This is a genomic window from Loktanella sp. D2R18 (genome assembly GCF_003318235.1).
Classification (GTDB): domain Bacteria; phylum Pseudomonadota; class Alphaproteobacteria; order Rhodobacterales; family Rhodobacteraceae; genus Yoonia.
Window position 1 is genome coordinate 68,176 of the sequence record NZ_QOCG01000013.1, and the last position, 21,266, is coordinate 89,441.

Consider the following 21,266-nt stretch of genomic DNA (forward strand, 5'->3'; position numbering starts at 1 on the left):
TGCTCACGGGAATGAAGGAGGCCTCATGCACTGAGAGGGGGTGAAATGGGGGTATTGAGAACTTAGCTATTGTTGGTGAAAGCCATTTCCAGCCCATTGAATTTGTGCAGTATCACCACCGTGAAGGTACAAGCTGATTGTTGGTACGACGTCAGGGCTGACTTCGAGAAGCTCACCAAGATAATCTCCAAATTTGGGGGTTACGTCGCCTCGGCGCAAGAATATCCTAGTAGAACAAACTTGCGTGCCGCAATGGGTGCTCTCACCTCCATTGTCACACGTTATGCCAGAGTGTTGCAGCAAAAAGTCGTCGCGGCCATCACCGTCAAAATCACGAATGACATAGGCTTGGGAATCTATTTGACCTGTTCCGTTGCATGCTTGGGTAATTTCATCATTGATGATCCACCTCGCACCATTCCAAAGCTCGACTGGTGTATTAACGGCTTGAGCCTCCTCGTCTTCGGCACAACTTATGCAATAATCCGAGACACACTCATGATATCTTTGATCCAAGACATCATATTGACCAAGGCAGCGATTGATACAGAGTTGAGTGCCTTGATCTTCGACAGGCGTGCATTGCTGAGGCGCACTCTCAGGAGACAAGGCTGGTTCTCCTGCATTGGGTACGATAAATTCTGGAAAAAATTCTCCAAATATTTCATTTACCGCGTCGCTTTGTTCCTTTGTAGGGAGACATGAGCCGGGATTGAGACAATTATTTCGAATTTGAATATCATCAGCAACCGCCGTAATGGCCTGCCGAACAGTACGGCTGGACACGCTCGTTGAGGCAAATCTTTCGAGAACTGAAACTAGGTAGTCCCCTGTACTTTGTCCCGTTGTGCGAAATTCGAATAAGCGCGCTTCAATATCTTGTCCGGTCACGATAAGATGCTGGACCCTTTCAGCATCAAGGTATGTTTCAACGGCTAGCCGGAGTTCAGGAGAACTAATCGCTGGTGTTAAACTTCTGATGCTTTCAAATTTGCGTTGGTCTTCTATCAGATCGTCAAACGTCATCGTTTGACTAAGGGCTATTTTCGATGATGTCACAAACATCATCAGCGCTACTAGCACAGTACGAATCATCAAAAACCCTATCATTCGGAAAATCTAATCGAACTTTAAAGAGTGCACGCTCAAGAATAAACCGATTATACTCTTTCCCGCATCGGTTTATCGCCGAATATGCCTCCAGCTCTTTGATATGAGAAGCACAAACGCGTTTAGTAAGTCTGGGTGAGTAACCATCGTATTTTCTAACTTGTGCTCTTGATGAAGACCAAATGCACAAGTCCAAAAAAGTATACCCACCGTGAATCGAGCACGGGCGAGTGTTGCTAAACTCGTCTCTACTAATTTCATGCGCATTCACATGAGCTGGGCCAAGAAGGATAAGAGTTGCTATTAAAATCAATGGCATAAACATTTCGAAGCGTAACATCGAAATAGTTTGATTGCAATTATCTCTTAGCGATCAAGACTGAAGGTTGTTGGTATCCTCTGTACCCTAGGCTTGAAGTGAGCATCAGAGCCATGCAGCCGTTGCATGTAACCCCGCATCGTCTTTGCAACCTGCATGCGCTCTTGCTTATGCCGCTTGCGGATAGGTTTCACCCGATCCAATAACCCGTGCCGTTCCGCCATTTGCGCATAGATCAGCCTGTCTCTTTGTTCCTGATCGCGATGCAGACAATTCAAAGCGTCACGCTCGTTGGCGTTTTGTGTTTTGCGGTGCGTACCCGTGATCCGATCAAACAATCCGCGCAAGCCACCATTGAGGCGATCTTGCCGCGCTTTGGTTTCTTTCACCCAGCGTTCTTCTTGTTTTCGTTTGAGATCAGCCCGTTCTTTGCGCTGACTAACCACCATATCTGAGCGCTCGTTATGAAGGGGGTGCATTTCGTTGGTGTGCTGGGCCTTCACCTGACGGATGTAGCCGACGACTTGTTCCGTCTTACGAGAGCGCAGCCAGGCACTTGCTTCCGTTACGGATTGCAAATCCGACGCGTCCCCAAGACGGGCTTTGACGTCCTTGGTTTTTACCCCAGCCCAACGCGGCAGCGAATATATATTGCCATCAATATCTAGAGCGACAAACCCACGCCGATCTCCTTTGGCGAGATAAAGGCCGCGATCTTTCAGAGCATTGGTCAGGGATTTCTGGTCATCCGATTGCGCCCATGCGTCATGAAAGGCCTGTTTCATTTCCCTTGGATCAACGCCATGGCGTTGGGCTTGCTGCCATTGTTCCAAAGTAAAGTTTAGCGGATTGCCTTTGCCGTAAGTCCGCAAACCATCGGGCAAATCCCATCCATGATCCAAAAACAGCTCCTTCGACAGGTCCCGCAGCTTGAGTTTGAACAGGCCAAGTTCTTTGGCCGTCATCGAAACGGTATTGATACGATGGAGCACAAGATGTGCGTGCCGTCTGCCGTTTTTTTCATGAACGACGATGACGCGGGGATGATCATCAAGGCCCAGTTTATTGGCGATGCGATCCGCCGTTTCCCGAAACCCTTCATCCGTGACGATGACACCTTCAGGTGGATTCATTGACACAGAGACTAAGAACTTCTGGCACTTGGTTCCGAGCGAAATCGCATGGGCTTCTTCCAACGCACCATGCAAATCATCGGACATGAACCCATCAACACAGATCACCTCAACGTGGTCGTTTTCTACATGGTTGGCCAAATGGTCAGCCAATGCCTTTGCACCGGATCGTTGGGACCCAATCAGAATCATGATCGACCTTTCAGCGCCTGCATCAAAGTCGTGCGCATCCATGCGACGTCAGCAATCGCCCGCTTGAGATCGATTTCTAATTCCTCATCAACAAGCAAGGTGCCTTGGTTCAAATGTTTGGCGATCTGGTTGAGGTTGTTTGCCGTACGGCTCTCGCCAAGTCGCGCCAAAACTTCAGCCAAAAGCTGCTGTTCCGCTGCAGGTGGTTTTTGTATCTTGCGGTAGTGATCGGCCTCATTCGCAAAAACCACTGACTTTATATATGATCCCAACGGCATTGATCCGGCTTGAGATACAAGACGGTGACGTTCTTCGTTCGTAAGCCGCACCGACAGTGGGGCAGGACGTTTGGTTTGTTGCGTAAGTTGCGTCATGGGCGTGGCCCCCGCAAATGACGTGCATGGGGTTTGAGCACTTCATTCCAACGCTCTAATTCGTCGAATAACTCAACCTCAGAGCCGCCTGTGTTCGAACTCTCTCGCAGCTGGTCCGCCACCACACATATTTGTTGGATTTGAATGGGTCGCCTTGGGCGGCCTTTTTCTTTTGTTTACATGAAGATTACACGCAATCTGCTTTGTCTTGAGTTTCTTTCGATGATGTCTATATTCGTTTCTTGAGTGGTATAGATTCTGGTATTTCAGAATGTCCCTATCCGGAAAGCTAACGAAGAAACTCGTCGAAAACCTGGGCCCGGGGCGCCATGGCGATGGTAACGGACTTTACCTTGTTGTCGATCCGTCTGGTGCGCGGCGCTGGATCGTGCGCGTTGTCGTAAAAGGACAGAAAAATAAGAAAGGTGCGCCGCTGCGCACTGACTTTGGCCTTGGTGGTGCTGACATCGTGACAATTAACCAAGCAAGGGGCCGCGCGCTGGAATATCGCCGGATGGCGAAACAGGGTCTTAACCCGCGTTTTAATGCCCGCCAGGACGTCCCCACCTTTGAAGAGGTCGCCCAGCAGGTTCATATTGATCGCATGCCCACGTGGAAAAACGCGAAGCACGGCCTGCAGTGGATAAATACATTGCGAGACTATGCGTTCCCAAAAATCGGCCGCATGCCGATCGATAGTATTGGCCAACCAGAAGTCATGATGTGTCTTGCCCCAATCTGGACCGAAAAACACGAAACGGCGAAGCGGCTTTCCCAGCGCATGAAGACGGTGTTGGACGTGGCACGTTCCAAAGGCTTTCGGTCCGGGGAGAACCCCGTCACCGCCGTCAAAGATGCGCATGTCTTACCAAAGGTTAAAGCAAAGCCCAAACATCACAAGGCGATGCATTGGAAAGATGTCCCCGCTTTCTATGCCGATCTAGCGTCACGCAAATCAATGGCGGCCAAAGCGCTGATGTTTACCTGCCTGACTGGATCCCGCACAGGCGAAGCGTTGGGGTTGCGCTGGGAAGAGATCGACTTTGACGATCGCATCTGGACCTGCCCTGCTGCGCGGATGAAAACCGGTGACGCGCACCGCGTTCCACTGACGGATGAGATGCTTTCAATCATTGAACCGTTAAAATCGGTAAAATCTGATTACGTGTTTGAGGGCCAAAAACGGCATCACCCTCTCTCCAACATGTCGATGCTGATGCTGCTGCGTCGCATGAACGTTGAAGGTGTCACCGTGCATGGCTTTAGATCCACATTTCGTGACTGGGCGTCCGAAGCTACAAATGCGCCACGTGAAGTCGCGGAGAAAAGCCTTGCCCATTCAATTGGTTCAGAAGTGGAGCGTGCCTATGCAAGGTCTGATCTGCTGGATAAACGCCGCGACTTGATGAACGCCTGGTCGCGATTTGTGGTGGGGCGTTAAAATGGCTCACGACATTATCATTACGCATATTGCAAAGTCGCCTCCACAGAGCACCCCTGAACATACAGTGATCGGCTATCAGGTCGGCACACGTAAGTTTATTCTGACACTCGCAGGGCGTGATCAAATTGACGAAGGTGATCTGGCCGGTGCATTGGCAATTGCAAAGGAACACCTCAAACACTGCGTGCAACACGGGCTTAGTAATTTTGATAATGCTATGGCCTACGCTGATGATGTGCGTGAACGTGTTGAAGCCCGATTGCGCGACCTTGGGTTGCTGGACGCAGGCGACATAGGCGGCGACATTGCTAAAAGCCTAGAGCAAACAGGTTCACAAAGCGCTGCGACACACCCGGATGATCAGCCCACACTTGAAGAACTCGCCACACTCCGGGCTAAAGATCTAATAGATCGGGTTACCGCGTCAGGGGATTACCTTTCTGAAGCTGGCTACCTTGCGCGCATTCTTTATCATCTCGACGTCACGCAGAATGACTTCTTAGTTGGTGTTTTATGGAGTGAGATGAACTGGTTCTTAAATCATGAACAGTCCGCCCTCCTTGGTGAGAAGTTCCTGAAGCCAGCGAATACAGCGCCGGCAACCCAAGCACGGCAGCGCATAGCAACGGAAGACACGCGCGCAATTATTGCAATAGCCAAACAGATCGATCGCGATGCCTATCTGACCCACAGCGGTAGGATTAAGATCCGACCGCTCGCGAAGGCAGTGCAAGCAGAGCTTGATAGCAGAGCGACTCGGCGCAGCTGTGGCCTGCGAAAGATTGAGAAAATCTTGTCTGAAAAATTCAAATAGTGAATATACGTCGAAAATTCTCTATTCAAATCCTTTAATATCTGCCCATAATTGGAGGCTCCTTAAAAAAACTTAACGGAGCTGAACAATGGCTGATCTGTTCGATTCAAACCGAAACTACGTACTTGGCGACCCCGAGCTGGAGCTCATCGGGGATCGCGAAAAGCTTGCCCAATGGCGACACAAGAACATGGGCCCAGCCTACTACAAGCTGGGCCGGAAGGTCATCTATCGCGGTTGCGATCTCAACGCGTGGGCGGAAGCAAGCCGGATTGATCCAGCCGTGGAGGGACCCAACTAATGGCTTCTATGTTGTCAGCCGTTTTGCCTGAAACAGCGCTCAAGTGGTTGTTGAATGTGGTCGATCTCCGCGCTTTGGAGCCCAGGGCGCTCGAGAGACACCGTTCGAGACCGCATGAGACAGGTATAGCCCAACTGGGAAGTCAGCCATGACTAAGGGTAATCCACCAAAAGCACAGGGTGACCTGTTTGGTTGCACACAGTTGGCTGACAAACGCTTGTCGTCAAAAGTGTCGAATGCCCCAAAGGATACCCCAAGTAAGCGCTCGCAAAACCGGTCATCCCTTATTGACAAAAAGTTCTCTCCCCATTCCGCTAAGCATTATATTGGCGCGCTCGGCCTCAAGCGTTGCCGGACCATCGAACAACAGGCAGCATGGTCAGCCAACATGGGGCACGAAGGAATGGATGTAACTCGGCGATATTACCAAAAAATGCCTCAAGGCGACATTGACGATGTATTTGAGCAGTTTCATCAGTCCACTAGCAACGATGTTCTCCATGCCGACCTACTCCAGATGGTGCGCTATCATTCACATCTTCTTGTGAGAGGGACCCCGGAATTTGAGCGCGCGGAAAAGCTGGTACAGGAGTGTGCCAAAAACGGGACGTTTGAATAGAGTTATGTACTCGAACGCAGAATTTAAGTTGGTAGCGGCCTCTCAGCACAGCAACCGGATGCTGCGTTCGCAGAATCAGGTGATGGGCGGATTCACACAACGCGGACAAAGCCGACAATGAGCAACTTTGTACAAACGGCTGGTTTCGACAGTTCAATCCGGCCACATTTGTCAGCATATGCGGGATCGGGCTTTCTCCGCGCTTACTCATTTTCGGCTTCACCCTGCCCGGTCTGATCCTTGCCGCCGCGCTTTACGGGATGGGCGATGGCATCAAGACCATCGCACGCGGCACGCTGCCGCTCGCCCTGTTCGGACAAAAGGGCTACGGGGCGCGGCTGGGTTGGATTTCCTTTGTGCAAATGGGGGTCAACGCCTCAGCGCCGTTCATCTTTGCGTGGCTCACCCAAAGCTTTGGCGGCTGGTGGAGCTTTTTCGTCATGACCCTTTGCTTAACTGTTGCAATCGGCACCTACACCTTGATCCCAGACCCAAGGAGATTGCCCAATGACACCCCTGAAAATCGGAGCCTGCCTGAAGGCCAATGAAATCGCCGACCACCGCGACTGGCTATTTGAAGCAGACCGCGACATCGAAATTCAGGATTTCGGAAGCTATGCTGCCTTAACAACGGAATTCGAAGACCGCATCGCCGCGACCAAATCGGCGCTTTCAGGGCACAAGGGTCGGCTTGGCATGCACGGGCCGTTTGAAGGGCTCGACATGGATAACAAGGACCCAGAGTTGCGGCCCGTGATCACCGCCCGGTTCCTCAAGGCGCTAGAGGCTGCGGACCGCATCGGCGCACGGCAAATAGTGCTGCATTCGCCCTATGGGCTTTGGTACGAAAACAACTTTCACAACAAACCCAACTACGAAGCAAAGGTGCTAGACCGCGTGCATTCCGTGATGGACCCGGTCGTGGCACAGGCCGAAAAGCTAGGCGTAACGCTGGTGATCGAAAACATCATGGATGTAGATCCTGCGCGTCGCCGGATGATGATCGACAGCTTCAATTCTAACGCTCTGGCTATTTCCATCGACACCGGCCACGCGCATCTTGCGCGGTGGATGTCTGGTGCTCCGCCGGTGGACTACTTCGTGCGCGACGCAGGTGAGCAACTTGCTCATGTCCACTTGCAAGACCTAGACGGCCACGCAGACCGTCATTGGGCGCCGGGAGAGGGCGAAATCCACTGGGAAGAGGTCATTCGGGCTTTAGCCGATTGCCAAAATGCACCGCATTTGGTTCTAGAGCTCCGTGATAAAGCAGATATTCCAAAAGGCTTCGCGTATTTAGCCGGGCTTGGATTGGCCTGCTAGACCATACGGCTTATCCTCGTCGGGTTGTCCCCACTATCTGTAATGGCAGTTCTGTAAGGTGTGCCGCTGTTCATGCAACCCGCAGCATTCGACACTTTGGGCTCATTGCAGACCTTTGCTGCGTTTGCGCAGCTTGGCAAGCATGGCATTGACGTGAACGGCCCAAAGCTGCCTTTCACGGAGGTCTCATTTGCTGCGGCGCAGCCCCTCAAAGCGGACATTGACGCGTTGCCGCAGCATTACTGGGGCACTAAAGCCTGTAGAGCGGACAAAACGACCATTGGCATTAAAACGACATCTGTGCGCCAATTGCGAGCCCAAGGTTGCTGTCATTGGCGCTTCTATCGAGGCTGCTCGCCAGCGTCACTTGCGCATAGGCCGCACCCATCCCATTTTCAAACCCACGGCTAAGACCAACCCCAACTTCACCCGACCATTCAGGCAACTGGGTGACAACATCGCTACCCGCGACATCAATTAGTAATTCACCGTCCAACTCGTGGTATATATTGGCCAGCCCGTAGATGGTTGTCGCTGCATCGCCTTGGCGCTGCGTGGTTCGCTCTGCCATCACACCCAGACCAACGCGCAGGCTGTCGGCTGATTGCATCGCAGTATCAAGCCCGCCGCCGCTGGTAAAATCGTCGAAATCGACGCTGGCATAGCGCAGTTGTCCATTGGGGGAGATTGTCCAATCGGAACCCGATAGCGCCATGCGTTTGCCGACCTCAATCGAGGCTGCATAGCCCAGACCTTCAACCGAGCTTTGCGCACCATCCGCGGCAATGCTGTTGTCAAAGCCCGTGTATTGCACCTGCCCATCCGCATAATACCCCGTCGCGCCAATCCATGTCGCAGAAGCCCCAATGCTGTAGCTTTCAGTACTGATTGCACCTTCACCGCTATCAGACGTCAGCGCAGTATTGGCCGCACCATAGGCCCCGTGCAGGCCAAATATCAGCTTACCAGCACCAACGGACATGGCATCAAAATTTACGCCGGCGCGCAACTCATAGCCATCCATGCGCCCAGTGTAGTCGGTCCCAGAGGATGCAGGCGCAAACCGTGTTGTGCCTCCGCCAGTTGTTGCCCAAACTCGTGCCACGTCATGGCCGGTATCAAGCACCGCGCCCAGACGTTGCTGCATCGTCGCGCCACCAGTCTGGCGAATTAGGCTGTAGGACAGCGCCTCGAGGCCGACTACCTCGGTCACGAATGCCCCGGTTGCCCCCAAGATATAATCCGACCCTGATTGCTGGATGTCATAGACTTGCGCCCCAAATGAAAGCGGCCCGGATAGGATAAACGCATCGTCAGCACCCGCACCTGTCACGCTCGCAATTACAATGTCATTGCCGGTTACCGCAGAGGATCCGATGTCATTCACAAACACGGTGGTTGTCGCGCCGGTAATATTGCCCGTCACAGACAACATATCACTACTATCGGTGTCGAAATTCACGTCGATCCCCAGATCACCGCCACCTGCATAATCGCCTGTGATACTGACGGTTTCCGTCGCCGTTCCATTTTGCATATTGACGGTGCCAGAGTTGGTCATTGCACCAGTGACATTGACTGACGCGCCCGCGGCCAGGCTCAGCAAGTTGCTATTGGCAAATACCCCTGCGCCGCCAAGGGTAATCGCAGTCGTCCCGCCGTTGACTTGAATGATCCCAGCATTACTGATCCCTTCGTCCCCGGCATTGTTCGTATCCGAATTTAACGCACCGCCATCCGCAAAAATGATCACCCCAGCGCCAAGGTTGCTGACTGCGCCAGCATCCTCAACAACCCCATTGGCTGCAACATTGATCAGGGCCGCGTTGCTGAGCGTATTTCCGAGCCCGGCCAATGTCGCGCCAGCGCCGATTTGAAGCCCTGCAGACCCCGCGTTCACGGTGATCACATCCGCCTCCAGGCGGTGTCCCGAGCTGACGATGACCGCGGTGCTACTGTTTTGGGTCAATGTTGTGATGCCGCTCAGGTCACCATTTGTGCTGATCGCGCCTGTACCGTTGTTCGTCAACGTGCCGTTCACGTTGCCTGATAGCATAGCCGCGCCAGCGTTGGTCAAACTCCCATTGATCGTACCGGTACTGATCATCGTGGCAGTCGCCCCGTTTGTGACCCCGCTTGCCGCGTTCATCGTGCCAGCGTTATTAAGCGTTCCCAATCCTGAATTGACGATGCTCGCCGTATCAATGACCCCGGAGGCGGCGACTTGTACGCCTGCGGTTGTGATGCTTGTCCCAGTCCCGGCCGAGGTATTTGTCAATGTCGACAGCTCAAACTCACCGCCGCTGACGTTCAACACGGCACTGTTTTCATTGTTAAAACTGCCAACGGGTGTGGGCGATGGCGATGTGGCGGATGATGCGCCCCCGCCATAGGTATCGCCTACGACATTAAACGTCGCGCCTGACCCACTGTTGACGATCGTTGTTGGGGTCCCAACACCCGCGCCAACAAGCCCTTGCACGTTCATGGTGCCATAGTTGGTGATGCCAGTCGCCATCAATGCGCTGGTCACGGCGTTCGAATTCAACGTAGCACCCGTATAGTTGGTCAGCGTTGACCCCGCATTTAGGGTCCAGTTGTTTGTGATGACAGAGGCCGCCGACCCATCGGCCAATCCATTCTCAATAGCACCCGTCACGTTCAATGTCGCAAAACCCGCGATTGTGGTACTGCTGCCTGATGTTGTCGTATTGGTCAGGCTACCAATCGTGGTGCTACCTGTGTTGACATCAAATGTGGCGGCACCACTGTTTGTGACACTCGTGATCCCTGAAAGGTTGCCAGTGGTATTGAAATCACCGCTGCCTTGATTGACGACTGCCCCGGTGATCGTGCCTTGCGCATTCACGGTGCCTGTATTGGTCAACGTCGTCATTGTGAGGCTGCCATCTGTGTCAAGTGTACCAGAGTTTGCAATTGCGCCACCCGATGCGTCAATCACGCCACCAAGGGCAACATCCAAAGTTCCAGTGTTAGTGACACCGCTTGCCACCAAAGTGCCACCGGACTGCACCCCGGCACTTCCATTGTTGGTGAACTGATCCACCGTCATTGTATTGCCGCTGGTTACAGTCAAATCGGCACTGCTGTTATGCGTAAATGATCCAGTCGTGGTGAAATCACCGCCCAACGCGAACACGCCCGCAGCAGCAGTCGCAAAATTCGCCGTGAACCCGGTGCCGGCCCATGTCGGCCCTGCGGTGCGCTCTTCGGTAATTGTGTCCGACACATTGAAGGTGACGGTGCCCGTTTCAGCATGATTATCGCGGTAGGTTAGGTTTTGCGTGTTCACAGTAATCGACCCTGCGGCATCACCAATCGCGCCATCGGCAATAAAGTCGGTCAGCCCCGTCAGGGTTGCGGCAACCCCACCTGAATTTGTCACACTACCTGTTGCATTGTTGTTAAAGGTGCCGTTCACTGTCGACGTGCCTGTCAGATCAAACACTGCGTCGTTGTCAACATCCCCAGCCCAAGTGCCCGAAACCACAACCGCGCCCGCGTTATTGGTCAATGTGCCAGTCGCGGTATTTGCGCCCGACAATTCAAACGTGCCGCTGCCCTGATAGATCAGATCACCTGCACCTGCCATAACGCCTGCAAATACATCATCGCCTGCGTCGCCTGTCGTCAGATCCGCGTTCAGCACAACAGATGACGTCGCCGATGCACTTGCCAGCGACCCGATGGTTTCATCGCCAGCAACTGTCAGCACGCCGCTATTCGAAATGGTCACATTTGCCGTATCAGCCAGCGATGTACCGTGAACCACGATACCAGCACCGTTATTACCAAGGTCCGTGATATTAACAGTGTTCGTAACGGTGGACCCAGTTATGTCCAATGCGCCGTAGTTTGCGACAAGATTGCCGGTAAAGGTGTTGGCCGCCGACAGCGTGCTCGTGCCGCTGCCAGCGCTCGCCACGTATCCGGTGCCCGACAATACGGTATTAACCGTTGCATTCTGGATCTGAAGGGCACCGGTTATATTCAATGTGCCGTTTTGTAACGTACCGCCTTGCGAGATCGTCGAAAATTTCGTGATGGTGAACCCACCAAGATCAGCGGTGCCGCTGACGCGGAAGTTGTTGCCAGTGCCGAATGCATTGGCGTTCCCTGCGACCAAGGTGCCGCCACTGTTGACGATGGTTTCCCCGGTATAGGTGTTCGCGCCGTTCAGGGTCATCGTGCCGGTGCCGGACTTGGTCAGCCCACCCGCGCCAGAAATCACACCGTCATAATCTGTTGTTGAATTGTCGCCACCCGTAGTCAGCGTCTGACCCGAAGCAATCGCAACGCCACCGTTCGCCCCAGCAAGCGAGCCAATGGTTTCGCTTGTATTGATCGTCAGCGTGCCGCCATTCACGACCACCGCACCTGTATTGGCAATCGCAGCGCCTCCCGAAACCGTTAGTCCACCGGCCTCCAATGTCGTCGTGCCCGTATGCGAATTTGCCCCCGACAGTGTCAGCGTGCCGCTGCCGGTTTTGGTCAGCCCCCCCGTGCCGGAAATGCTGCCCGATATCTCGCCATTACTGGCGTCGCCTGTCGTCAATGTGTTGTCGTTCAGGTTGATATTGCCAGCACCAAAGACAGAGCCGACAGTTTCGCTGTTGCCGGTCAGGATAAGTGTGCCAGCATTGCTAATTACTGCGGCATCATCAATGGCGTCACCGTCCCCCGCGATATTCAGTGAAGCCGGAAAACTAGCGCTGGCCAGAATACGTATATCCGTCGACGCGATCGAACCGGTGAGAGTGACTTGGTCTCCGGCGATCGTCGTCACGCCTGTATAGGTGCTGTCACCGGTCAGTGTCATGTCGCTAAAGCTTCGCAGATTGCCGGCACCGGAAATGAGCCCGCCGTAGACGGAAGACCTGCCGTTATAGCCTGTTGTCAATGTCTGACCTGCGTCAATCACCGTTTCGCCGTCACCGGCAAACCCGTTGATATTGTTCGATGCAGAAACCTGCAATGTGGCACCCGCGTCCACTTGCACAGTGCCTGACGTATTTGAGATTGCAGAGGTATTCGTCAGCTGCAACGTGCCCTCTTGCACGACCGTATCGCCCCTGTAAAAGCCAACACCATCTAGCACCAACGTGCCGGCACCGGTCTTGACCACATCGGTATCCGCGACACCGGCATCTTCGATTGAAACGCGCAGGGTGGCGGTGCCGGTATTGACGGCAATCTCTCCTGCACCGGCAGCAAGCCTGATCTGATCGTTCGCGGTGTTGACCCCGTTCAGCACATAGCCATCGGTATTGAAGGTGATATTAGACACCTCCTGCAAACCCTGTACCGTGACGGTTCCTGCCGTGCTCCCAAACACCGCATCACCGCCGCCGGTATAGATTTCGTTTGTGACACCCGCATCGGAAGTCCAATTTTGCGTGCCCGCATCCCAATCCCCGGCACCACCATCAACGACGCCGTTAGCCGCCGCGCCACCTGCGTCCCAGTCCAACGCCTGTGCGTGGCCTGCAGTCCCAGACATGCTGACAAACACGACCGCAGCGCCGATTGCAGGTGGAAAACTGGCCACCATGCCCTTGCATTTTGTCAAACGACCTCCGCGAAAAAAGCTGGTCTGAATGCGTTGAAATGCCGTTGGTGTCATGATGTGTCTCCCGATAGACAAAAAATCGTTAATGAAAGCGTTGCAGGTGGTTGCGCGGAATATTTCCTAACAATTCTATGCTATTGTTTAACCATGCAAAAAGGTTAACGTGGTTAGCCTTCCCGTAAAGTTAAGCGAAGCCCGGGTCTGTGTGCAATGACACAATGCATTGTAAATTTGAGAATGCGTTTATCGCCTACTCTGCGCTCTCCCCAAGCGTGCCACCGTTCACAATCCCCCCCGCGGCATCAACCCATACTCAAACTCTATGTGGGCGTGTGAGGCGAACGTCCGTTCCCAGCCCTTCGCAACCGTTATGGCCAAGTCAAGGGTTGCTACTTGTAGTAGGTCCGCTTTTACACTCAATCGATGAGAATTCGCACCCGCAGCGAACTTCCGCTTCCCGCCCTTCGTGCCCAACGTCGCTTCCGGCCCTTAGCTGACATTGACCGAGCCTCGCGACGCAGCGCCGCAGTTTCCTCGAAGCGGGCATTAGAAATGGCACGCAGCATTTTGGCGGGGCCGATGACTGCAATGCGGGGCTTTGCAGACCTTTGAGACATCAGAGCGAAGGACCGCTTTGCGTCGGTGAACCATCAATACAGAATTTGCGCAACACAGGCAGTTTGAGGACAAGCTACTCAGCTCGTGAGGCATGACGTTCTTGCATTCAAATACGGTCGTTCAATCAAAAAATTCAGAAATGATAGCCCTTGCAAAATCGGCATTCAACGCTTTTCTATTTAGCAATCGGTACCAGAATGCGCCATGGATAAAGCCCGAAACCAGCTCTGCATTGCGGTCCGATGAAAACTCACCACGCGTTTGCGCCAGTCTCAGCAAATCCGTTATCATCCTATCGCGGGGCAAAACGAACTTAGCATAGAAGGTATCGTGAAATGCCCTATCGATTTGGGCTGCCGCGATAAGAGCGCGCATCATATCCCCATTGTCGGTCAGATGATGAAAAACGTTCGTCAGAAACTCTTCAAGTAAAACACGGCTGTCCCGCGTGTCATTCAACGAAGGCGCCGCCGCGTAGTTTTGGGCTTCTTCGAACAACGCATCAAGGACAAGATCAGCTTTGGTATTCCATCGATTGTAAAGCGTTTGACGCGCGACGCCGGCCTCTTTTGCGATGACCGCGATTGAGACTTTATTATATCCTTTCGCACGCACGAGGCGTAACGCAGCTTCTTTCAGTGCCGCACTCGCTTGGGCACTGATTGGACGTCCGCCAGTACTTTCCTTATTCATGCACAAGTCCTGTTCAATTTCGCAGATTTGACCTCTCTTTACTTATTGGACTGAAGTCTAATATTTATCAAGTAGACCGCGGTCCATTAATAAAGCAGGAAATAAGATGTTCAAACCGTCCCCCCCCCACATCAACCGAACCATGGCCATTACGGCGACGTTGGGCTTACTGTCTTTGTTCCCGCCGCTGGCAACCGATATGTATCTCGCCGCCCTCGGCGATCTGGCGACCTCACTGGGGTCAACCCATGCTGGGGCTGAATTTTCTTTGTCGATCTTCTTTCTTGGGCTCTGTGTAGGGCAGCTTTTACTTGGCCCGCTCGCTGACGCTTATGGTCGCAAAAAGCCGCTTCTGATTGGGACAGCAATATTTTCGGCGACGTCGATTGCCCTTCCACTGGTCCATGACATCACATGGTTCAATGCATTGCGGTTTGTGCAGGCGATCGGTGCCAGCGCAGGTATGGTCGTTGGACGCGCCATCGTAAAAGATTTATATGAGGGGCGCCGTGCAGCACAGGTGATGACTGTGCTTGTTATGCTGTTAACAGTCGGACCGATCGTATCGCCAACCTTGGGCAGTCTCCTGCTAGAAGCGTTCGGCTGGCAATCAATCTTTTTCACGATGTCCCTTATCAGCATTGTGGCCTTAGCAATGGCTTTCGTTGTCTTGCCCGAAACGCTCCCGGCGGAGGCACGCAAAACCCTGCCATTCACCGATGGTGGGCGTACAGCGATCACGCTAATGTCAAAGCGGGAATTTGCCGTTATGGCGTTGGTATCAGGCCTCATTCAAGGTGGCATGTTTGCGTTCATCACTGGGTCATCAGGGGTATTTCAAGGGAATTTCGGGCTAAGTTCTCTTGAATTCGGCATCATGTTTGCTGTGATCGCCGCCGCATTGATAATCTTTGGCAAGATCAACGGCATTTTGCTCAACCGCTACAATCCTGCACAGGTGGTCGCTGTCGGCCTGCCCTTCTTTGTCGCCTCGACGGCGGTTCTCGCGCTGGTATCCGGCTCACACATCCTGTGGGTCTTTGCACTTCCTCTTTGGGTTTCGATTGGCATGGTTGGGCTACTTTCAGCGAACGCAATGTCGATGACGATGGAGCTGTCCGGTGAAGGGGCCGGGATGGGGTCCGCGCTGCTGGGCGCAATCCAGTTCGCCATCGCATTCCTCGTGTCATTCTGTGTGGCTTTGGGGGGAACACATACGGCTCTTCCGATGGCCCTTGGGCTCTTTGTGCCCGCCTTCTTTGCCATGATCTTTTTTTACGCGTTTGTTGGCCGGCCACACGTAGGTCCCGTTGCGATGCCGTAATATTTACGTCGCCAGGCCACACGAGCGTGACCAGTGCGGCCTTGGGTGGCGGTGAAGAAAGAAAGCCCGTTACTAGGGCTGATAAGATACGCATGAGTAACCCTCCTTTGATTATTATCTTTTAGATACCAGGGGTTCCTCGGTTTTGGCTGGGGGGCTGGCGGTGTTTACGGCCCATTTCTTAAGTCGTCGGTCTTTCGATGCGACGGAGATCACGTCCTTCACCGTATAACCTGCAAGGTGGCGCATAGGGCCTACCAAAGTTTACGCTAAAGGATCAAATTACATGTCATATTTGCGCGACGCCGGACTTATCATGGCGCTTCTGGCTTCACCACTGCCGGCATTTGCCCACCACGGTAGCAGTGGGCAGTTCGACACCAGCACCACGATTGAACTCGCCGGTGAAATCACCCGCATTCGCCTCGTGAATCCGCATGCCTATGTTTATTTCGACTCCACGGATGAAAACGGCGAGGTGGTGAACCTGCGTTGTGAATTGCAGTCAGGCTCCCTGCTGAAGCGCAACGGCTGGACCACGGATATGTTTGAAATCGGCAGCCATATTTCGATCGTTGGTTCGCCTGATCGGACAGACCCCACCACCTGCTACATGAGCGAAATTACCTTTGAAAACGGCGTTGTAGCATCGCGTCACAGCACGTTTGACGACGACGGTACAATTGAAGCCGAACAGCGCCAGACGACACGCGACGACGGCACGCCCAACATCGACGGCAACTGGGCGATGGTCCGCGAAGAAGGCGCGCGCCCTGGTGGTGGCGGTCAGTCGGAAACTGTGTTGACGCAAGCCGGCGCCGCCGCAATCGAAGGCGCCACATCCGACGATAACCCGCGCTATCAATGCGAGGCGACGAATATTGTCATGGATTGGTGGTTTGACCAGATGGTGAACACGATCGAGCAAGGCGACGATCAGATCACCATGACATATGGTTTCATGGACCTTGAGCGCACCATCTATCTTGATGACACTGAAATGCCTGATGATTTCGAACCAACCCGCGCCGGTTTTTCCACAGGCGAATGGGACGACGAAACCCTGATTGTCACCACAACAGGATTTGACGAAGGCTGGATCAACGCCCCGATGAGCGATGGCGAAGGCCCGGGCGAACGGCTCGAAGGCGATGATCGCCCAGCTCCACCAGAAGGCGGTGACCGCCCCGAAGGCGCACGTGGTGGCCCTCCATCCCCTGTCAAGAACAGCCCCGAACTGGTGGTTGTTGAAGAGTTCACACTCAACGACGACGGGACGGCACTGACCCGCACATACACGTTCACGGATGCGGTCTACCTTGATGCGCCAATCACTGGGTCCGATACGGTTACGCTGACCAGCGACAGCTATGAAGCCTACGCTTGTGACGATCTGACAGAAGAACGTTCAGAGTAATCCTATGGGGCCGCGTCACTGCGGCCCCAAACCAAATCCCCAAGAATAGAAAGCGGTTGGACGCAACTGCGCCATCCGCTGACAGGAAGACACTCTATGGAAACGTTATTCTGGTTGGAGGACACAATCGTCGGATTGACGGTGTCCAGCACGCAGTGGGGCTATCCCATTGTTCTCTCACTCCACGCGATCGGCATGGCGACCCTTGTGGGGGTGGCATTGATGCTGACAATCCGCGTTTTGGGCTTCGCGCCCTCTATTCCCGCCACCGCGATGGCCCCTTATTGGCGCGTCGCCTTAGCGGGGTTCTTTTTGAACCTGTTGTCGGGCACGGCGCTGTTTTGCGGCAATGCATCAGAGCTGTTTTTCAACCTCGCATTCCGCATCAAGATCGTGCTGGTTTTCGTCGGCTTGGCGCTGACGTGGCGGCTGGTTCAAATATGCATCAAACGCACCGATGAGGTCAGTGTCGCGCACAGACGGCTCGCCGCCGCCGCCATGATCACTTGGATCGTTGCGATCATTTTTGGCCGGCTCATCGGGTATTGGTCTTAAGGGGAACATGACATGAATACGGTAGTCAACTGGGTCATCGATACCCTGAATTCCACAGCCCTCAGCGGGCTTGTGATGGACAATGCCTATGTGTTTCCGTTTCTGGAAATGGCGCATTTTGTCGGGCTGTGCTTGTTGTTTGGCTCACTTATCGTGGTTGATTTACGGGTGGTTGGTGTTGCCAAATCCGTGCCGATTGATCGCGTTGAACTCTTCGTGCGGTTCGCGTTGATCGGTTTCGCAATCAACCTGATGTCAGGCGCATTGTTCGTGGTCGGGGACTCCGATCGCTACCTTGTGAACATTGCGTTCTGGGCCAAGATTGGGCTGATTGCGGTTGCGGGGTTGAACACAGCTTACTTCGTGCGGCGCATCAAACCGCAAATGGATTTGGGCGTGGCGAGTGCGGACCTTAGCCGTGATGCGCGCGTCGTGGCATGGCTGTCGCTGACGCTTTGGACCTGCGTCATCGTTCTGGGTCGGTTTATTCCCTATGTCGAAGACTTATAGATCCCTCACCCTGCCGCTATGGGCCATGTTTGCGGTGCTACTGGCATCGCAGGCATCGGCCCACGGCGTGGCGGCTCAAGACCAAGGGTTCCTCGTCAGCGCATCGGGTATCCACCTTGGGCCGTTCATTTACTTGGGCGCGAAACATATGGTCACTGGATACGACCACTTACTGTATCTGGTCGGCGTGATCTTCTTTCTGGGCAAGCTGCGTGATGTGGCAACCTTCGTCAGCCTGTTTGCCCTTGGCCATTCGATCACTTTGCTGACGGGCGTGCTGTCCGGCATCCATGTGAACCCCAATATCATCGACGCCATCATTGGCCTTTCGGTGTGCTACAAGGCGCTAGAAAACCTAGGCACGATCCGCCTCATGAACCCCAAATCGGCGGTTTTCGGGTTCGGGCTGGTGCATGGGCTTGGCTTGTCGAGCAAATTACAAGACCTGTCGCTGTCCAAAGACGGGCTGATCGCAAACATGCTGGCCTTCAACGTCGGCGTTGAGATCGGTCAGGTTCTATCGCTGACCGTATTGTTCGCCGCCTTGGCATGGCTGCGTGCCCGCCCCGATTTTCCATCCTTATCAACAACCGCGAACGTGTTTCTGTTTGCCGCAGGGCTGATCCTGTTTGGCATGCAAACTGTTGGCTATTTCATATCATAACGGAGACGTCCCATGAACCTTTCCTCAAAACTCACCCTTGGTGCCCTTGCGGGCGGCGTCCTGTTGGTTGTGGCAGTTCTACCCGCCGAATATGGTGTTGACCCAACAGGCTTGGGCGCAAAGCTCGGCTTGACGAACATGTCCGAACCGCCGCTGATCATTGCGCAATTCGAGGGCGATCTGTCCTTCAACATTGGTGAATACGACCCGACTGCAGAACTGATTAATGAATCCGTGCAAGGGTTGATCAACCTCGAAGACACTCCCTTCCACAATGAAATCATCGACATTGAAATCGAAGACTACGGCGAAGTCGAATACAAATTCATCATGCCTGCCGACACCACGTTCGTCTATTCATGGGAGGTTTTGGACGCAGTTGATGATGGCGTTTACTATGACTTCCACGGTCACCCATCCTCAGACGACGCCGTGAACTTCCCTGACGGGTTCGAAATGGCTTATGCCAAAGGTGAAGGCCTGACCCAAAGCGGATCCTTCACAACACCCTTCGCCGGCTACCACGGCTTCTATTTCATGAACATCGAAGAGGGCCCAATCACCGTGCGCCTGAACATCGCCGGGTATTGGGACGTCAGCAAAGAAATGTACCGCGCCATCAATGGCGAGGTCGTCACCAACGAAGAGTTCTGACGCAATGCCGCGCGAAAATTGAAGGTCGGCCGAAGAACTGAAAGCCAGATAGCCAATAACTTTTCTTACCTCCATGAAAGCGATCCGAAGTTAGCCGATTGTAAAGTCGACCTATTTGGATGGGATATTTGCGTTGCATGTTCTCGAAAGAAACCTTTGTAGACGTCACAACGTCCTGTGCGTGGGACTCTTAGCTGACTTCGCTGCGTTTGCAGATCGAACGAACTAGATCGTCGCTCTGAACGTCTGCCTTATTCAATTTGTCGAATCTGGTTTGCACCCGCGGCGAAAGTCCGGTTTCCGCCCGTTGTGTCAATCAACGCGAACGGCCCAATCTGCGGTTCGATGTCCGGCCCTTCAGCGCAAAACTGGATGCCGCCAACTCAAGGCCAGAGGTGCTCGCAGTAGCACATACGGTGGGTGAAATTCTTCAATGCAGTGATGCTATTCATGCATCCTTCTTCAGCAGAGAATCAACTTCGGGTACACATGCATTGTGTACAAGAACATCCGAGGGCGCCTGCAAGAAGTCGTTGAGCGGCTTGTCGTGCCACACAACCCCGCCAGCCTCTTCGAGTAGGATCAAACCGGCAGCGACGTCCCAGATGTTCAGCAGTGGCTCATGAAATGCATCAACCCAGCCACTTAAAACCGCAAGAAACCCAATTGTTGCAGCACCATTGCGACGATGTTCGATGCCATTGGCATGCAGTCGCGTGATCCTGTCCAAGTAGTCGGATAGCGAGCTGCGTGGTGACGTTCCCAACGCCACAAGCGGTGCTGCGGTCGGCTCATTATCAAGTCGAACCGGCACGTTATTGATATAGCAACCTTTTCCACTCTCTGCCCATGCCGTCACCCCGAGGTCTGGAGCATGGATCACACCCAATTCCAGTGCTGACCCATTATAGCGGGCAATTGATACTGCCCAATCCGAGGACCCGCGATAGAAATTGACTGTGCCGTCGATGGGATCGACAATCCACGTGCAAGGTTTGTGGGTATCAAGACCACCTTCCTCGCCCAATATCGCCGCATTGGGATCTATAGCGGTGATCCTTTGTCGGAGCAGGTTTTCGACCGCGATATCCGCCGCTGTGACCACATCCATTGGGCCTTTGATCGTGGAGTCCATGTCCGCGGGGTGTTGGCGCATCTTTTGGGCCAGCGCACCGGCGGAACGCGCCATGTCCAATGTCGCATCAAGATAGTCAGTCATTCTGCGTGGTTCCCCGCATGACCGAAGACAGCCCAAGCCGTATGATACGCTTGGGTAAACCGAAGGCAGGCTGAGATCGCTATCTTCGAATACATCAACGGCTTCTACAATCCACGCCGTCGTCACTCAGCACTGGGTTGGAAAAGTCCGGTCGCCTTCGAACGTAAGGTGGCTTAAACGAGCACAGGGGGCGGCACGAAAGCGCGACAGGTCCAAGTTGTACATTTTTAGAAGTATTACTTTGCTCCAATTTATTTTGTGCAAAGTTGACCTTAAAGTATATCGCAGAGAATGTCGGCAATCTGCCCGTTGTGCCGATCGGCACTTCCGGCCCAAAGCCGCCGTTGGCCGTGACGATAAAATGCTGCGGCGTGGCCTGTCGAAGCGGACATT

Annotated in this window: 18 protein-coding genes and 1 pseudogene; 13 read left to right on the forward strand and 6 right to left on the reverse strand. The window is 53.7% G+C overall.

The window, feature by feature from the left end; genetic code table 11:
- Positions 1 to 66 precede the first annotated feature (66 nt).
- From DS901_RS18565 to mobC, 3 genes are all read right to left on the reverse strand, one after another.
- Positions 67 to 1,095 carry a hypothetical protein gene (locus tag DS901_RS18565; RefSeq protein WP_147249891.1) on the reverse strand — a complete coding sequence of 343 codons (1,029 nt, stop codon included), beginning with the start codon at positions 1,093 to 1,095 and terminating at the stop codon, positions 67 to 69.
- A 381-nt stretch (positions 1,096 to 1,476) separates the two neighbouring features.
- Positions 1,477 to 2,796, reverse strand: a complete 1,320-nt coding sequence (locus DS901_RS09095) for a relaxase/mobilization nuclease domain-containing protein (RefSeq protein ID WP_404932347.1) — start codon at positions 2,794 to 2,796, stop codon at positions 1,477 to 1,479.
- A complete protein-coding gene (gene mobC / locus DS901_RS09100) occupies positions 2,751 to 3,128 on the reverse strand; it encodes a plasmid mobilization relaxosome protein MobC (protein ID WP_258546691.1) in 378 nt (125 codons plus the stop codon). Before mobC ends, DS901_RS09095 begins: the two co-directional genes overlap by 46 nt.
- Before the next feature lie 271 nt (positions 3,129 to 3,399).
- Between mobC and DS901_RS09105 the strand changes: the two genes are divergently transcribed.
- The 6 genes from DS901_RS09105 to DS901_RS09130 all read left to right on the forward strand — a co-directional run bounded on the left by DS901_RS09105 (position 3,400) and on the right by DS901_RS09130 (position 7,629).
- Positions 3,400 to 4,569, forward strand: a complete 1,170-nt coding sequence (locus tag DS901_RS09105) for a tyrosine-type recombinase/integrase (protein WP_113776625.1) — start codon at positions 3,400 to 3,402, stop codon at positions 4,567 to 4,569.
- A gap of 1 nt (position 4,570) precedes the next feature.
- Positions 4,571 to 5,386 carry a hypothetical protein gene (locus DS901_RS09110; protein ID WP_113776626.1) on the forward strand — a complete coding sequence of 272 codons (816 nt, stop codon included), beginning with the start codon at positions 4,571 to 4,573 and terminating at the stop codon, positions 5,384 to 5,386.
- Positions 5,387 to 5,474: 88 nt separating this feature from the next.
- Entirely contained in the window at positions 5,475 to 5,687 is a 213-nt protein-coding gene (locus DS901_RS09115; protein WP_113776627.1) for a MerR family transcriptional regulator, read from the forward strand.
- Positions 5,688 to 5,835: 148 nt separating this feature from the next.
- On the forward strand, positions 5,836 to 6,306 hold the full coding sequence (locus DS901_RS09120; protein WP_113776628.1) for a hypothetical protein: 471 nt from the start codon (positions 5,836 to 5,838) through the stop codon (positions 6,304 to 6,306).
- Between the two features lie 260 nt (positions 6,307 to 6,566).
- Entirely contained in the window at positions 6,567 to 6,854 is a 288-nt protein-coding gene (locus tag DS901_RS09125; RefSeq protein WP_113776629.1) for a hypothetical protein, read from the forward strand.
- Positions 6,814 to 7,629, forward strand: a complete 816-nt coding sequence (locus DS901_RS09130) for a sugar phosphate isomerase/epimerase family protein (RefSeq protein ID WP_113776630.1) — start codon at positions 6,814 to 6,816, stop codon at positions 7,627 to 7,629. The genes DS901_RS09125 and DS901_RS09130 overlap by 41 nt, the downstream gene beginning before the upstream one ends.
- A 286-nt stretch (positions 7,630 to 7,915) precedes the next feature.
- Here DS901_RS09130 and DS901_RS09135 read toward each other — a convergent pair whose 3' ends face one another.
- Together DS901_RS09135 and DS901_RS09145 are read right to left on the reverse strand one after the other, a co-directional pair.
- A complete protein-coding gene (locus DS901_RS09135) occupies positions 7,916 to 13,273 on the reverse strand; it encodes a beta strand repeat-containing protein (protein ID WP_113776631.1) in 5,358 nt (1,785 codons plus the stop codon).
- Between the two features lie 684 nt (positions 13,274 to 13,957).
- Positions 13,958 to 14,530 (reverse strand): TetR/AcrR family transcriptional regulator, encoded by a 573-nt coding sequence (locus DS901_RS09145; RefSeq protein ID WP_113776633.1) that lies wholly within the window; start codon positions 14,528 to 14,530, stop codon positions 13,958 to 13,960.
- Between the two features lie 106 nt (positions 14,531 to 14,636).
- On the opposite strand from DS901_RS09145, the gene DS901_RS09150 reads away from it, so the two are divergent.
- From DS901_RS09150 to DS901_RS09170, 6 genes are all read left to right on the forward strand, one after another.
- The gene (locus DS901_RS09150; RefSeq protein ID WP_258546692.1) at positions 14,637 to 15,854 is read left to right on the forward strand and encodes a multidrug effflux MFS transporter; all 1,218 of its coding nucleotides are present in this window, start codon (positions 14,637 to 14,639) and stop codon (positions 15,852 to 15,854) included.
- A 286-nt stretch (positions 15,855 to 16,140) separates the two neighbouring features.
- Complete coding sequence (locus tag DS901_RS09155) at positions 16,141 to 17,271, forward strand: DUF6152 family protein (protein ID WP_220150226.1); 1,131 nt, start codon at positions 16,141 to 16,143, stop codon at positions 17,269 to 17,271.
- A 96-nt stretch (positions 17,272 to 17,367) separates the two neighbouring features.
- Positions 17,368 to 17,826, forward strand: a complete 459-nt coding sequence (locus DS901_RS18900; protein ID WP_220150227.1) for a hypothetical protein — start codon at positions 17,368 to 17,370, stop codon at positions 17,824 to 17,826.
- Between the two features lie 12 nt (positions 17,827 to 17,838).
- Complete coding sequence (locus tag DS901_RS09160; protein WP_113776635.1) at positions 17,839 to 18,336, forward strand: DUF6644 family protein; 498 nt, start codon at positions 17,839 to 17,841, stop codon at positions 18,334 to 18,336.
- Positions 18,337 to 18,361: 25 nt separating this feature from the next.
- On the forward strand, positions 18,362 to 19,000 hold the full coding sequence (locus tag DS901_RS09165; RefSeq protein WP_113776636.1) for a HupE/UreJ family protein: 639 nt from the start codon (positions 18,362 to 18,364) through the stop codon (positions 18,998 to 19,000).
- A 12-nt stretch (positions 19,001 to 19,012) separates the two neighbouring features.
- Positions 19,013 to 19,654 carry a hypothetical protein gene (locus DS901_RS09170; protein WP_113776637.1) on the forward strand — a complete coding sequence of 214 codons (642 nt, stop codon included), beginning with the start codon at positions 19,013 to 19,015 and terminating at the stop codon, positions 19,652 to 19,654.
- A 448-nt stretch (positions 19,655 to 20,102) separates the two neighbouring features.
- Here DS901_RS09170 and DS901_RS09175 read toward each other — a convergent pair whose 3' ends face one another.
- Positions 20,103 to 20,873: an inositol monophosphatase family protein gene (locus DS901_RS09175; protein ID WP_113776638.1), complete on the reverse strand. Its 771-nt coding sequence runs from the start codon at positions 20,871 to 20,873 to the stop codon at positions 20,103 to 20,105.
- A gap of 51 nt (positions 20,874 to 20,924) precedes the next feature.
- Here DS901_RS09175 and DS901_RS09180 point away from each other — a divergent pair.
- Positions 20,925 to 21,050, forward strand: a pseudogene (locus DS901_RS09180) (IS3 family transposase); the annotation flags it as partial.
- Positions 21,051 to 21,266 lie beyond the last annotated feature (216 nt).